The following is a 14,683-nucleotide window of genomic DNA, read 5'->3' as shown; positions in this document are numbered from 1 at the left end:
CATCCTGCGTAACTATGAGCGTTGTCTTGACAGTGGTTAAGCCGCCGCATAGGCTGAGCGCATCGCCTACTTTTTCGCTGCTGCCACGCCCAAGCTCCGCGCCATTCGGCTGCGGGGAGGCCTTGGCGCGTGTCAGATCCCCGGAGGACCCATGAAGAAACTGCTGCTGACGACCGCCCTGCTCGCCGCGCTGCCCAGCGCCTCTGCCGCCGGAACCCTGGTGTTCGGGGGCAACGGCGAACCCGTGAGCCTGGAATCGGGCAACATCACCGACGGCATCTCGATTCTGGTCCAGCGCCAGATCTACGACACCCTGGTGGACTTCAAGGACGGCACCACCGACCTCGTGCCCGGTCTGGCGACCTCGTGGAGCTCGAACGCGGCCGCCACGAGCTGGACCTTCAAGCTGCGCCCCGGCGTCAAGTTCCACGACGGCACCCCCCTGAACGCCGACGCCGTGGTGTTCAACCTCTCGCGCTGGTGGGACAAGGCGCACCCCTACGGCTTCCGCAACCAGGGCCGCACCTACGAGATCGTGGGCGACCTGCTGGGCGGCTTCAAGGGTGACTCGACGGCCGTCATCAAGAACATCGTCAAGGTGAACGACACCACCGTGCGCGTGGACCTGAACAAGGCCAGCAGCGTGTTCCCCAACGTGATCGCCGCCGGCTACTTCGGCATCGCCTCGCCCACGGCCATCAAGAAGGACGGAGCCAAGTACGGCACGCCCGCCAGCACCCCGGTCGGCACCGGCCCCTTCATCTTCCAGAGCTGGCGCACCGGCGACCGCGTGACCCTCAAGGCGAACACGGCGTACTGGGGCACCAAGGCCAAGGTGGACACGGTCGTCATCCGTTCGATCAAGGACGCCTCGCAGCGCCTGAACGAACTGAAGGCCGGCACCATCGACTTCGCCAACGACCTGACCCCGGACAGCCTGAAGTCGGTGCAGGGTGACAAGAACCTCGTGGCCGTCAAGCGCCCGAGCTTCAACGTGGGCTTCCTGAGCCTCAACAACCGCAACCAGTACCTGAAGAACAGCCAGGTCCGGCAGGCCATCAGCATGGCCATCAACAAGAAGGCCATCGTGAACGCCTTCTGGAACGGCCTGGGCACCAGCAACGCCAGCTTCCTGCCGCCCGTGCTGGCCTGGGCCAACAGCGGCAAGGTGCCGGCCGACTACAAGTACGACCCCGCCGCCGCCAAGAAGATGCTGGCCGCCGCCGGCTATCCCAACGGCTTTTCGGTGGACCTGTGGTACATGCCGGTCAGCCGCCCGTACTTCCCCAACCCCAAGCCCATCGCCGAGGCCATCGCGGCCGACCTCTCGGCCATCGGCGTGAAGGTCAACCTCAAGACCGAGGACTGGGCCAAGTACCTCGAAGACCGCAACAAGGCCCCCGGCTTCGACATGTACATGATCGGCTGGACGGGCGACTACGGCGACCCGGACAACTTCTACGGCGCCTACTACGGCCCCAACGGGTCGAGCGACATCGGCTGGAACTCGATCACGGTGCAGAATCTCCTCGAGCAGGGCCGCGCCGCGACCACCCAGGCCGCCAAGGCCAAGGCCTACTCGCAGCTGCACGAGTTCACCTACAACGCGGCCTACCGCCTGCCGATGGTGCACAGCCAGCCGCTGGCCGCCGCGCGTACCTACGTCAAGGGCTGGGTGCCCAGCCCCCTGGGCAGCGAAGCCTTCAACTCCATCAGCGTCGTCGGCAAGTAAGGCGGCGCGGGGCCGGTCCCTCCGATCCAGGTGGGGGGCCGGCCCCTCTGTGCGTGAGCGTCCTGGGGTAGGCCCCTGCGGTGGCCTGCCCCGTTTTCTTTGGCCTGTTTTTTGACCCGGTACAATCCGGGGCTGCTTTCCCATCCGGTGGCCGGGACCGTTTTGTACCCTGAGTCACGATGACTTGTCTTTTCCCGTTTCAAGGAGGCCCCCGTTGGGCAGTTACCTGATCCGCCGCATTCTGCGGACCGTGCTGGTCATGCTGGGCATCAGCCTGGTCGTGTTCGTGTTCGTGCGCTCGATTCCCGGCGACCCGGCCGTCGCGCTGCTAGGAGAGCGCGCCACCGCCGAATCGGCCGCCGCCCTGCGTGAGCAGCTGGGGCTCAACAAGCCCTGGTTCTTCAACCTGCAGAATCCGCTCGACGCCCAGTATCCCAAGTACATCGTCGCGCTTCTTCAGGGCGACCTGGGCCAAGGCATCCAGAGCAACATCCCGGTGAGCAGCGAACTGAAGGTGCGCTTTCCGGCCACGGCCGAGCTGAGCCTGTGGGCGATGCTGTTCGCGCTCATTGTGGGGATGCCCGCCGGAATTCTGGCGGCGCTACGCCGCAACAGCATCTGGGACAACCTCGCCACCACCATCAGCCTGGTGGGCGTGAGTATGCCGGTGTTCTGGCTCGGCCTCCTGCTCTCCTACTTCTTCGCCGTCAAACTCGGCTGGCTGCCGCCCTCGGCGCGGCTGGGCAACGAGACCGACCTGCAACCGGTGACAGGCCTGTACGTCCTCGACGGCTTTTTGCGCGGGCAGCCCGCCGCTTCGTGGGACGCCGTGCGTCACCTGATCCTGCCGGCCATCGCGCTGGGCAGCATTCCACTGGCCATCGTCGCCCGCATCACGCGCAGCAGCCTGCTCGACGTGCTGGGGCAGGACTACGTGCGTACCGCCCGCGCCAAGGGGCTGGCCGGCAGCCGCGTGGTCATCAAGCACGCGCTGCGCAACGCCCTGCTGCCGGTCGTGACCGTCATTGGGCTTCAGGCCGGCGCGCTGCTCGGCGGGGCCGTCCTCACCGAGACGATCTTTTCGTGGCCGGGGCTGGGCTCGTGGATCTACGACGCCATCAGCCTGCGCGACTACCCGATCATCCAGGGGGGCGTGATCTTCGCGGCGCTCATCGTCAGCGTGACCAACCTGCTCGTGGACCTGAGCTACGCCACCCTCGACCCCCGGATCCAGTACCGATGAGCGCCCAGGTGAAGCCATGACCACGACCTCCGTACCCGCTAAACCCGCCAAGAAGGGCCAGAGCCTGTTCTGGCGACGCTTCCGGCGCAGCACGCCCGGCAAGATCGGGGCCGTGATCGTGGCCCTGTTCGTGCTGCTGGCGATCCTGGCGCCGGTCCTGCGGCCCTACGACCCCACCACCGACCGCAACTACGCCCTGAACCTCAAGCCGCCCAGCCTCACGGCGCTGTGGGACAGTGCGGCGGCCGAGACCTACACCGACCCCGCGACCGGGCGGCGCAACCTGCTGGCCGCGCCCTTCGGCACCGACAACCTGGGGCGCGACATCTACACCCGCGTGCTGCACGGCACCCGCATCAGCCTCAAGGTCGGCGTGGTCAGTACGCTGCTCGCGCTCGTCATCGGGACGCTGCTGGGCGTGCTGGCCGGGTACTTCGGCGGCTGGCTGGACTCGATTCTCGGTTACTTCAGCGACGTGATGCTCGCCTTCCCCAGCATCCTGCTTGCCATCGGGTTCGCCAGCATCTTTTCGAGCGACAATCCACCCTTCCTCATCCGGGGGCTCAACGACCTCTTCGCGCTGGGCAGTCCACAACTGGTCACGGCCATGATCGCAGTGTCGCTGGTCCAGGTGCCGGTGTATATCCGCCTGGCACGCAGCGTCGTGCTGAGTACCCGCGAGCGCGAATACGTGCAGGCGGCGGGCGCGCTGGGGGCCTCGCAGGGCCGCATGATCTTCCGGCACGTGCTCCCCAACAGCCTCTCACCGCTGATCGTGCAGGGTGCCCTGAGTATCGCCACCGCCACCATTGAGGTCGCGGCGCTGGGCTTCCTGGGGATCGGCGCGCAGCCTCCGCTGCCCGAGTGGGGCACCATGATCTCGGATTCGCGCCAGTACTACATCGACGCGCCCTGGACGATGATCTTCCCCGGTCTCGCCATCTTCCTGACCGTACTGGGCTTCAACCTGCTGGGCGACGGCCTGCGGGATGTGCTCGACCCGCGCAGCGCCCAGTAATCCCATTCATTTTCAAAAACGCCGCCCGGAATCCTGGGCGGCGTTTTCGTCATGTGGCCTCTGGAGGCGGCGGCACAGCCGGAGTGCGGTCTTCTCCAGAGTCAGAAAAAGCCCCCCACAGATCGGGAGGGCGCGGCCGTTTCGGTTGTCGTAGCTCACAGGCTAGGCGGCCACTACACCGGGCTTCCGGCCAGCCGACGGCGGCGCAGTGTCCCAACGACCCCCAGCACGAGCAGGGCGGCGGCCAGGGCCGTCCCCACGCCGACCGCCCACACGTCGGGCCGGGCGGCGTAGACCCCGTACAGGGCCCAGAGCAGCACGAGCGCAAAGGCCACATCCCGGAAACGGGCGAGGAACACCGTGCCCAGTAGCCCGGCGATCACGGCCAGCAGCGCGCTCCACAGCGGGCCGTTCAGGCCCAGCACCCCCGTGCCGAGGCCCTGCAACACCAGAAAGGCGGTCACGTTCGCCATGGTCGCCACGCAGATCCAGGCGAGATACAGACTCACCGGCACCTGAAGCGCGGCGTACTCGGCCCCCAGGGGCTTCAGGCTGCGTACACGCAGGTACAACGTGATCAGAGTGACGAGCAGCCCCAGCATCACCAGCACGCTCAGGCCCAGGTTGAGACTCTGGAAGGCGAACAACCAGGACACGTTCAGTAGGCTGGACACCAAATAGGGCCAGAACAGCCGGTCGAAGCGGGGGCTGCGCTGGGCGGGCAGGGCCTGGTACACCGCAAACACTGTCAGACCCAAGTAGATCACGCCCCACACGGCGAACGTCAGACCTGCTGGGGTGAAGGCGTTCGGCAGATTGTCGCTCACCTGAGCGTTTGTGCGCCCGAACAGGGGCAGGGCGTTACTGAGATAATTCATCACTATCGTCAATACCGTCACGAGGACGATCGTCACCTGCCGCGCGGTTCCAGTCATACGGTCAGCTTAGGAACTGACGCCACAGTCATTCTCTCGACTCAAGAAAGACCCAAGCTGGACTGCGGGGTTCAGCGGCTGGCGATCCGCACCCGTTTTTCGAGCTGATCGGTGAACAGGGTCAGGACGGTGGTGAGGGCGAGGTACACGCAGGCCGCAACCGCCAACGCCGGAATGGGCTGGAAGGTGCTGGAGCGCACCTGATCGGCGATGCGGGTCAGCTCGGTCACGGCGATGGTGGCCGCCAGCGACGAGTCCTTGAGCAGGGCCACGATGTTGTTGACCAGTGCGGGCAGGCTCAGGCGCAGGGCCTGGGGCAGAACCACGGTCAGCATGGTCTGCGCGCCGCTCAGGCCCAGCGAGCGCGCCGCCTCGGTCTGGCCGCGCGGCACGCCGAGAACGCCGCCGCGCACGACCTCGGCGTTGTAGGCCGCCACGTTGAGCGACAGCGCGAACACCGCCGCCACGAATACCGAGCCCACCTCCAGAAAAGGCCAGGAGTCGGCCCAGGTCAGCAGGCTGCCGAAGGGCGGGAACAGCACGGGCAGGGCGTAGTTGGCAAAGAGCAGCTGCACGTACAGCGGAGTGCCGCGCACCACCCACACGATGAAACTGGCGGGAGCCGCCAGAATGCGGTTGCTGCTCATCTTCCACAGCCCCAGCAGGATTCCCAGCACCAAGCCAATCACCCCGCTGACGAGCGTGAGGTACAACGTGGTGCGCGCGCCCGACACGAACAGGGCCGCGTTCTGACTGATGGCTTCGGGCCAAAGAGGCAGCTGCAGCGCCAGCGTGATGATCCAGAACAGGACGAGAAAGGCGACGACCGACCCCACCACCCACAGCAGCAGGTGGCCACCCTGTGGCCGGGCGCGGCCGGGAGGAGACGCCGTCACCGGCCACCCTGAACAGCGAACTGCATGACATTGTTCGGGAACATTGGGTGAATCATGCCACATTCACGGCGCGGCGGGCGGGGGCTGCTCCAAGCAGCAAGAAGGAGGACGCTCCCGTCCGGAAGCGTCCCACCCGTGGGGAAGGTCTGGGCCCTCCGCCTTTCCATTCACCCGGAGGCTGCCCGGGCCCGGACTTACTTACAGCGGATGTCCTGCCCGAAGTATTTGCCGCTGATCTTGGCGTAGGTGCCGTTGTTCTCGGCCTTTGCCAGCGCGGCGTTGAGTTCCTTGGTCAGGCTGGTGTTGCCCTTCTTGACCGCCATAGCGATCTGTTCCTTGAACAGCAGGTCACCCTGCTGCAGGCCCTTCTGCGCCTTGACGAGGTCCAGACCCGTGAACTTGTCGCCTACCCAGGCAGCGGCGCGGCCGGTCATCAGGGCGGTCTGGGCGTCGGTGTCCTTGGGGTACACGAGCGTCTTGACGCCCGAGAGCTTCTGCACGTTGGTCAGGTAGGTCGTGCCCACCTGTACGGCCACGATCTTGCCGCTCAGGCTCGCCGCGGTCTTGGGGCCGCCCACCTTGGTCACGATGGCCCCACCGGTGCAGTAGTGCGGGTCGGTGAAGTCCACGGCCTTCTGGCGCTCGGGCGTGATGCCGTGCGAGGCGATCACGAAGTCGTAGCGGTTCTGCTGCAGGCCGATGAGCAGGCCGTCGAAGGGCGCCGTGACCCACTCGACCTTCAGGCCGAGCTGCGCGGCGAGCGCGTTGGCAAGGTCCACCTCGAAGCCCGAAAGCACCTTGCCGGTCAGCACGTTGAAGGGCGGGAAGGCGCCCTCCGTGGCGATCTTGATGGTGCCGGCCTTCTTGATCTCGTCCCAGGTGCGGGCCTGGGCAGTGCTGGCGAGCAGGGCCAGGGCGGTCAGCGCGAACAGTGCTTTTTTCATGGGTCTCCTTGAGCGTGGGTCCGGCCCCCGAACCCGGCGGGCCGTGAAGATGAAGCTGCGCCCAAGTCTAGCGGCTCGCGGGTGTGAATAAAAATAAAGGAAGGCGGCCCCCGAGAAGGGGGCCGCCTCCATCTGCCGGGTGAGCCTCAGCTCTTGGCCATCACGACGCGCTCGGGCGTGATATTGCTGGCCGCCATGCCGGGGTATTCGTAACCCAGGCCCAGCGTGTCGGCCTGGCCGCGCGTGCCGGTAGGCGTGCCGCGGTCGATCGCCATCTCGGTGGTGGTGTCGTAGGCGTGCAGGCGGGTCTGGTCGACAACCAGCTGGATGTCGTCGCCGGGCTGCACGAGGGCCTGGCCCTCGACCTTGACGGTCATGTTCTGGCCCGCCACCTCAATGATGAGGTCGGTCTGCGCGCCCAGCGGCTCGACGACCACGACCTTCCCGTGCAGCACGTTGGTGCCCTGCGGCAGGTCGGTCATGCCCATCACGCCGACGTGCTCGGGGCGAATACCCATCTGCACTTCCTTGCCCTCGTAGGCCTTGAGGCTCTGGGCGAGGCGACCCATCGGGGCCACGCGGCTCTGGCCGATCAGGAATTCGCCGTTCTGCACCTTGCCCGACAGAAAGTTCATTGAGGGGCTGCCGATGAAGCCGGCCACGAACTTGTTCTGCGGGAAATCGTAAAGGTTCATGGGTGTGTCGACCTGCATGATGATGCCGTCGCGCATGACCACGATGCGGTTGCCCAGCGTCATCGCTTCGACCTGGTCGTGGGTCACGTACACAATGGTGGCGCCCAGGCGGCGGTGCAGCTGGCTGATCTGCGAGCGCATCTCGACGCGCAGCTTGGCGTCGAGGTTCGAGAGCGGCTCGTCCATAAGGAAGACCTTGGGCTCACGCACGATGGCGCGTCCCATCGCCACGCGCTGACGCTGACCGCCCGAGAGCTCCTTGGGCTTGCGGCCCAGCAGGTGCTCGATCTGGAGGATCTTGGCGGCGTCGCGCACGCGCTTGTCGATCTCTTCCTTGGGCGTCTTGCGCAGCTTCAGGCCGAAGGCCATGTTCTCGTAGACGTTCATGTGCGGGTACAGCGCGTAGTTCTGGAACACCATCGCGATGTCGCGGTCCTTGGGCGGCACGTCATTCACGACGCGGTCACCGATCTTCAGGATGCCGTCGCTGATGTCTTCCAAGCCCGCGATCATGCGCAGGGTGGTGGACTTGCCGCAGCCCGACGGCCCGACGAACACCATGAACTCGCGGTCTCCGATGTGGAGGTTGAAGTCCTTTACCGCGTGGTGCTTCGTGCCGTAACGCTTGTTGATGTGCTCCAGGATCACTTCTGCCATGAGAGATACGCCTACCTTTCGCCCCTGCTCTTGTCCGTGAAAGGGCTTCCGACAGTTCGGGAGCGGCTCGGACAACCGGGGTTCGAGAACGAGAAACCGGTGATTTACGCTGACGCCATGCTGACAGTGCGGAGTTTACCACGCGCGCCCCAGGGGCCGGAAGTCGGGCAGCATAGACCGCCGGGCCGTGTTAGCCTCGGCTCACCGGTTTCCCCGTCCCTTCCAGTGGCGTGCGCGCCCCTTTCGTGAGGTGGTATGACCCGACCCGCCCAGCAGGCTACGCCGGCCCCGGCTTCCCGGACCGCCGCTCCCCAGACGACCACGGCCGCGCCGCGCCAGCCCGCTGGTCCGGTGGCGGCCGAGGTGACCCGCAACGCGGCCTTCATCGGGTCGCACCTCGCCGAGCCGGGGATCATCGCTGCCAAACTCGCCGAACTGTTGCGCGCGCACCAGACCTTCCGGCCGACCGGGCGCCTGACCGACGAACTCGCGCGCCAGGGCCTGCTCATGAACCTGGGCACCGGCAGCCGCACCGCCGCTAACCTGGGGTCTTCGCTACTGCTGGGCGACGAGGCGGTGTCCGATCTCACGCAGGGCACGTCGCGCAAACTCTCGACCACGCACACCACCGTCACGCCCACCTTCGACGGCGCGCAGGTTACGTCCACCACCGGCTTGGAGCAGTACGAGATGGGCGGCGGCGGCTTCGAGCTGTTGCTCGGGTTTCTCAAGGCCATTCCGGCGGGCACGCGACCGGCGGTCGCGGCGGCCTATGAGGCCGCGCAGCACAAGAGCCTGTCTGCGGCGCTGGGCGAGTCGGTACGCGACGCGGGCACCCGCGAGACCCTGCTGCGGCTGCTGCCCCCGCCCCTGAGCGACGCGCAACTCACCCTCGACGGCTTTCTGGAACAGCTCGCCGTGGGCATGAGCTACAGCGACCAGACCGCCGAGGAGTTGAACGGCGCGGCGACCGAGGAGCGCCGGGGCAGCCACCCGGGAGCGCTGCTCTCGCACTTCGGGTACGGCGCCGGCGAACTCGTCCTGGGGCGCTGGGGCTTCCAGATGCGGGTCTTCCATCCGCTGCCCGGCCGGGCGAAGTGGCCGCACCCGGTCGCCGCCTTCCGGGGCACTGAGGGCGTGAAGTACGATCCCTCCGGCGAGCAGTCGGCCGGCGAGGCGCGGGCGAAAGGCAAGAACGTGGGCCAGGCGCGCCACGAGGGTATGGAGGGCACGCAGGACACCCTCATCGGTGACTTCGCCCCGGCCGAGGTCGGCTGGCTGCAGTACCGGCCCAACGCCGACCTCATCCGCACCAACCTTGCGGCGGCCCTGAAGGGAGGGCGGGTCTACGCCACCGGCCACAGCTTGGGCGGGGCAATCGCGCAGATCGTGACGGCCCTGCAACCGCAGTACGTCGCGCAGGTCGTGACCTTCCAGGCCGCCAACATCGACCGCGCGACCGTGCAGAAACTCGCGGCCTACAACGCCGGTCCCGGGAAGGCCGCGCCCATCTCGGCGCGGCACTACCGCGTGGACGGCGACGTGGTACCCACCGCCGGCGAGGCCGCGCTGCCCGGCCAGATCGCCTACTTCGACCGCGTGAGTCGCCCGAAGGGCACCCAGACCCGCTTCGGCAACACGACCGCCGAGAATGCCAGTTCCGGCCACGTAACCCCTGCCTTGACGACCTATCTACGCGGCGGGGCGGCGGGCCAGAACCCTGACCTGAAATTTCTGGCCGAAAACGGCCTGCGCGACGAGGCGACCCTGGCCCCCAAGGGCGCGCGCGAGGTGCGCAGCGTGTTCGGGGGCAGCTACCCGGTAGCGCGCGACCCCCGGCATGTCCTGGAAGGTCAGCGCGACCTCGCTGCGCGGGCGATCCGGACGCTGCCCGCCGGGCTGTTCGACAAGTCGGCCAAGAGCAGCGACAACGCCTACGCCGAGGTGTTCTACCAGAACATCGTCCTGAACACCCTGATGTCCAGGGTCGAGGCCCTGGCCCGCGACCAGGGGCGCTTCCGGGACTTCCGGAGCTTTCAGGTCGCGGCCACAGCCGTCATCGAGCAGAGCACTCGCCTGAGCCTTCAGCCCTCGGACCTGGAGATGGCCAAGACCCTGGGGCTGGACACCTTCGAGAACGACTACTCGGCCCCCGTATTCGGCGGCACGATGGGCGTGCCGGTCGTCTCCAAGAAGTACACCCCGTTCGGCGAGTACAAGGCCAGCGGCGTGCCGATCTCGCAGGGGGTCCGCGACACGATGCGCGCGCGGCTGCCCGTCGTCTGGAAGTCCTGGCGGCCCGAATGAACCTTTCCTACCGCGCCCTGCTGCTGCTCGCCGCCCTGGGATCGTGCGCAGGCACGCCGAGGTCGGCCTCCATGAAAGATCCCACGAAGACCGTCGCGGCCTACGACCGCCAGATTCTCGACCTGTTCACCGGCCCGGCCTTCCGCGAACTCGACTGCGACACCCTGTACGGTCCTGGCATGGCCCGGCGCGGCGTCCACTGCTTCGTCTCGACCCTGAAGCGCGAGGAACTGACCGCCCGGATTTCCAGGGGCGTGGCCTCCTTCGCCGAGGGGGCGGAATGGGCCGAGAACTACGGCCAGTTCGACCGTTTCTACCGCCTGAGCCATGACCCTGCCTATACCTTCAGCTTCGGCGTGTCGCGGGTCGCCTACAAGGACCTGATCTACCGCGACCAGCCGGGCGTGTGGGGCCACTTCGAGTCGGACGTGCTTTACAGCCCCATCGTCCGGGAGACGAAATAACCCGGGGCGTCCCTATCTGCCCTCTGGTCTGGCTTCTGTGCGGAGCCGCTGCCTGTGCCGCACGGCCGGCGACTCCCAACCCTGCAACTCTTCGCAACCACGACAAGACCCTCATGCAGACGCTTGGTGCAAAAGAGTTCAAGGAGATTGACTGCGACACCTTCTGCGGCGAGGGTATAAGCAAAACGGGAGCGCGCTGTTTCGTCTCGGTCCTCAAGCGCGAGGAGGTCGTGGCCCGGCTCGCGGCGACCGTCAAACCCTTCGCAGGAAGTGGACCCTGGGCTGAGGACTATGGGCAGTACCACCGCAGTTTCCGCCTGAGCGCGGCCGCGGAGTACACCTTCGGCTTCGGGGTCTCGCGGGTGGCCTACAACGGGGAAAGCTTCGGGGGGTATCCCGGGATCTGGGGGCGCTACGAGTCGAACATAGTTTAAAGCCCCATCGTCCGCGAGGAACGCTGAATCCGCAGCAAAGGTGCCCACACCGCTTTTCGGTGCGCCAGGACGAAGTTCTCATCCGAAAGTCGGGTGTGCATCTCATGGAGACTTCCTAAAATCCGGCCATGAGTTTTGTCCGCAAGCCCCGGCCCTACTCGTCGGGACTGCCCACCCTGCCGAACCTGCCTGTCAGTGCCCCGAAGCCCGAACGCGAGAGACGGCCCGCGCGGCCCCGTACCGTTCCCCGGCCCGACCCGCGTGCCCGCGCGCCGCGTTCGGCCTGGGCGACGGCCGTGACGGCCCTGGCCGTACTCGGCACAGTGACGATCCTGCTCGTGGGCGTCTCGGGGCTGGCGACGCAGCTGTGGCAGGCCGCGCAGTTCCGCTCGGCGGCGGTGGGCGTGGCGGACGTGGTGCGTTGAGCCGCGCCGTCCTGGAGGAAACGTGAAACTCTGGCGGCCCCAGCTCTGGAAGTCCCTGAGCCCCTGGCCGCGCACCCCCTTCGTCCGGCGGCCCGCGCCCTGGACGTGGCGGCGCCTGCTGCGCGCCGGGCTGGCGACGGTCGGCGTGCTGACCCTGGGCACGATGGCGCTGGGTCTGGGCGGCGCGGCCTACAGCGGCGCGTGGGCGCGGGCCTGGAACCTGCGCGCCGAGCTGCAGCCCATCGAGGTGCAGGACCGCCGGGGCGCGCCGCTGGGCGTCATTGACCACTGCCGCGAGGGCGGAGCCACCAACGCCGTGCCCTGCCGCGAGTCGCTGAGCGTGCCGCTGACCGGCGTGTCGCGCAGCTTTCTGCTGGCCTACGTGAGCAAGGAGGACGTGCGCTTCTTCTCGCACGTCGGGGTGGACCTGGGCCGGCTGCCCCGCGCCCTGCTGAGCGGCGCGGGCGGCAGCACCATCACCATGCAGCTCCTGAAAAACAGTGTGCTGGCCGGCCACTTCGACTACGACACTGGGCGCCGGGGCCTGGGCCTGGTCATGACCCGCAAGGCGACCGAGTTCGTGCTGGCCCCGGTGGTGACGGCGAAATACGGCCGGCGCGAGATCCTGTCCATGAGCGTGAACAGTCTGCCGTGGCTGGGCATCGGGCAGCGCAAGGGCATCTACGACGCGGCCCGCACGGTGTTCGGGGTGGACCCGGCCGACCTGACCCTGGCTCAGAGTGCCTTCCTGGTGGGGCTGCTGCCCGCGCCGGGACGCTACCTGGTAGACGACCAGACCGCGCCCGAGACCGCCACGTCGCGCTTCCGCTGGATGCGCACCCAGCAGCTGCTGACCCTGCGGATCCTGCGCAGCCGCGAGCTCATCACGGCGGCGCAGTACGCCGAGGCCGCCCAGACGCCGCTGCAACCCCGGCTGTGGCGGGTGGAATACGCCGGCGGCGGCAGCGACCTGCGGGTGGTGTCGGCCACGCGCAACCCCGACTACCGCAACGACCCCGAACCCGTGTGGGCCATGCAGGAGCTCGTGCGGCGCGAGCTGCGCGCGGACGGCATAGACCCCCGGCGGGTGGGGCGCGTGGTCCTGACCATCGACGCGGCGGCGCAGGCGGCCCTGACGCGGCGCGTGACCGGCGAGGGCGCGACCGGCGGGCGGCCCGTGGGCGTGGCCGAGGGCGCGGCGATCGTGGACGTGCGTGGGGGGGGCGTCATCGCGCTGTCGAGCAGCACGGGCGGCAACGAGAGCAGCCAGCCGGGACGGCAGTGGGCGGTCAGCGCGCTGCGCCCGGTGGCGAGCACCGTCAAGCCTCTGCTGTACTCGGTGGCCTTCGGGCAGGGGCTGACGCAACAGAGCACGCTGACCGACGGCCCCACCCGCTACGGCGCGCAGAATATTCGCAACAATTCAGGCACCTTTCTGGGACGCCCGGTGACGGTGCGCGAGGCCAATGCCCGCAGCCTGAACACGGTCGCCGTACAGGTGGGCCTAGGCCGCGAGACCGCTCTGCGGGCCGTGCTGGGGAGCGTGGGCTACCGCGAGGACACGGCCAACCGTTCCAGCCCCGCGCTGGGCACCTACCGCGCCACGCCGCTGACGGTTGCCGCCGCCTACGCCAGCTTCGCCAACGGCGGTGAGCTGTGCCGGCCGCACCTGCTGGCCGAGGTGTACGACCGCGCCGGGCGGCCGCTGGCCCTGCCCAGGGGCGGCTGCGAGGCACTGTGGAGCGGCGCGGTCGCCTACGAGACCTTCGACATGCTGACCGGAGCGGTGAACGACCCGGCCAGCCACGTCCAGTTCCTGCGGCCCACGCTGTGGCAGCGGCTCGCGGGGCACGGCGTGCCGCTGGGGGCCAAGTCGGGCACCACCGACGACGTGCGCGACACCTGGTGCGCCGCCGTGACGCCGCAGTACGCGATGGCGGTCTGGATCGGCGACCCGAGCGGCGTGTCCAGCGTCCCCACCGACCTCTACCGCGACCAGACCGCCTGCCGCGAGGTGGGGCTGCTGCGCGACCTGCCCCACGAGGTCCGCGAGGTGACGCCGCCCGCCGGAATGACCCGCCGGGACGGCGCAGCGGTGCCCGCCCCCGGCGTGACGCCCAAAAACCCTGCGCCGCCCGCGCGCACGGCGGCCCCAGGTTCCGGAGCCCCAGCTAGAGGCGCGGGCACGCCATGACCCTTCCTTTTCTCTGCGGAGCTGACCTATGACCCTGCCCCCCCTGCTCGCGGCCCTGTGGCCCCTGCTGCTGCCCAGCCTCTCTCCCACGCCCGCGAGCGCCTCGGCGCTGCTGGGCCTTTCGACCCCGCCGCTGCATTTCGTCCTGGCCGCCGACATGACCGGCAGCAGCAAGAACCCCGCCTACGGCTACGCCAAACAGGCGGCGCTGCTCACCCAGAGCCTGCTGCTCAACCAGGTGCGCTCGGGCGACACCGTCACCCTGCTGCGGGTGTGCAGCGGCGTGCAGACGGTCGCGGACTTCCGGTTCGAGTCCAAGAACGGCGCGCGGCTGAGCAAGGCCGACATCCTGCGCTACACCTCGGCACTAACACAGCCCTGCACGACGCGCGGCAGCGCGATCACGGCCGCGCTGACCCAGGCGCGCACCATGATCGCGCGGACCAAGGCCGGCGCCGACGTGGTCGTGCTGTTCACCGACGGCGCGGTCCTCGACGATCCGGGGCGCGCCGGACTGAGCCAGACCTTCACGGGTCTGCTGAAGGCGAGCAGCACGCGCGCGGTCTTTCTCGCGGGCCTCTCGCCCGAGAAGAGCGCAAACGGCGACTCGGTCCGTGACGGCTTCGTCAAGGCGCTCGGGGGCGGGGCGGACGACCGCCGCGTGCTCATGGCCGGGGCCTACGACCTGAACAACGTCTACCCCACCTTCGCCGCCGCCGTGAACAAGGCGAGGAAGTGA

The 14,683-nt window shown here is 68.1% G+C and carries 13 protein-coding genes; 9 read left to right on the top strand and 4 right to left on the bottom strand.

All coding sequences use genetic code 11. The annotated features are described in order from the left end of the window. Positions 1-151 precede the first annotated feature (151 nt). The 3 genes from ASF71_RS04970 (at position 152) to ASF71_RS04960 (ending at position 3,993) form a co-directional block, all read left to right on the top strand. Positions 152-1,732 (top strand): ABC transporter substrate-binding protein, encoded by a 1,581-nt coding sequence (locus tag ASF71_RS04970; RefSeq protein WP_056295959.1) that lies wholly within the window; start codon positions 152-154, stop codon positions 1,730-1,732. A gap of 214 nt (positions 1,733-1,946) precedes the next feature. Beyond that, complete coding sequence (locus ASF71_RS04965; protein ID WP_056295956.1) at positions 1,947-2,975, top strand: ABC transporter permease; 1,029 nt, start codon at positions 1,947-1,949, stop codon at positions 2,973-2,975. A 16-nt stretch (positions 2,976-2,991) separates the two neighbouring features. Continuing rightward, positions 2,992-3,993, top strand: coding sequence for an ABC transporter permease (locus tag ASF71_RS04960; RefSeq protein WP_056295952.1), 1,002 nt, complete (start codon positions 2,992-2,994; stop codon positions 3,991-3,993). Positions 3,994-4,166: 173 nt separating this feature from the next. On the opposite strand, the gene ASF71_RS04955 is transcribed toward ASF71_RS04960, so the two are convergent. The 4 genes from ASF71_RS04955 to ASF71_RS04940 all read right to left on the bottom strand — a co-directional run bounded on the left by ASF71_RS04955 (position 4,167) and on the right by ASF71_RS04940 (position 8,120). Continuing rightward, a complete protein-coding gene (locus ASF71_RS04955) occupies positions 4,167-4,928 on the bottom strand; it encodes a tryptophan-rich sensory protein (protein ID WP_056295947.1) in 762 nt (253 codons plus the stop codon). Between the two features lie 71 nt (positions 4,929-4,999). Next, on the bottom strand, positions 5,000-5,824 hold the full coding sequence (locus ASF71_RS04950) for an amino acid ABC transporter permease (RefSeq protein ID WP_056295944.1): 825 nt from the start codon (positions 5,822-5,824) through the stop codon (positions 5,000-5,002). 194 nt (positions 5,825-6,018) lie between these two features. Next, positions 6,019-6,768: an ABC transporter substrate-binding protein gene (locus ASF71_RS04945; RefSeq protein WP_056295941.1), complete on the bottom strand. Its 750-nt coding sequence runs from the start codon at positions 6,766-6,768 to the stop codon at positions 6,019-6,021. A gap of 146 nt (positions 6,769-6,914) precedes the next feature. Continuing rightward, positions 6,915-8,120: an ABC transporter ATP-binding protein gene (locus ASF71_RS04940; protein ID WP_056295938.1), complete on the bottom strand. Its 1,206-nt coding sequence runs from the start codon at positions 8,118-8,120 to the stop codon at positions 6,915-6,917. A gap of 255 nt (positions 8,121-8,375) precedes the next feature. Between ASF71_RS04940 and ASF71_RS04935 the strand changes: the two genes are divergently transcribed. The 6 genes from ASF71_RS04935 to ASF71_RS04910 all read left to right on the top strand — a co-directional run bounded on the left by ASF71_RS04935 (position 8,376) and on the right by ASF71_RS04910 (position 14,683). After that, complete coding sequence (locus ASF71_RS04935) at positions 8,376-10,427, top strand: lipase family protein (protein WP_056295935.1); 2,052 nt, start codon at positions 8,376-8,378, stop codon at positions 10,425-10,427. Continuing rightward, positions 10,424-10,891: a hypothetical protein gene (locus ASF71_RS04930; protein WP_056295932.1), complete on the top strand. Its 468-nt coding sequence runs from the start codon at positions 10,424-10,426 to the stop codon at positions 10,889-10,891. Before ASF71_RS04935 ends, ASF71_RS04930 begins: the two co-directional genes overlap by 4 nt. Positions 10,892-11,004: 113 nt before the next feature. Next, positions 11,005-11,325, top strand: a complete 321-nt coding sequence (locus ASF71_RS04925) for a hypothetical protein (RefSeq protein ID WP_056295929.1) — start codon at positions 11,005-11,007, stop codon at positions 11,323-11,325. Between the two features lie 128 nt (positions 11,326-11,453). Next, complete coding sequence (locus tag ASF71_RS04920; protein ID WP_056295926.1) at positions 11,454-11,750, top strand: hypothetical protein; 297 nt, start codon at positions 11,454-11,456, stop codon at positions 11,748-11,750. A 22-nt stretch (positions 11,751-11,772) separates the two neighbouring features. Next, entirely contained in the window at positions 11,773-13,944 is a 2,172-nt protein-coding gene (locus ASF71_RS04915; RefSeq protein ID WP_056295923.1) for a transglycosylase domain-containing protein, read from the top strand. A gap of 28 nt (positions 13,945-13,972) precedes the next feature. Continuing rightward, the gene (locus ASF71_RS04910) at positions 13,973-14,683 is read left to right on the top strand and encodes a VWA domain-containing protein (RefSeq protein WP_056295922.1); all 711 of its coding nucleotides are present in this window, start codon (positions 13,973-13,975) and stop codon (positions 14,681-14,683) included.

The organism is Deinococcus sp. Leaf326 (genome assembly GCF_001424185.1).
Taxonomy (GTDB): Bacteria; Deinococcota; Deinococci; order Deinococcales; family Deinococcaceae; genus Deinococcus.
The sequence above is the reverse complement of the archived record's forward strand: the minus strand, read 5'-3'. Positions and strand labels throughout refer to the sequence as shown.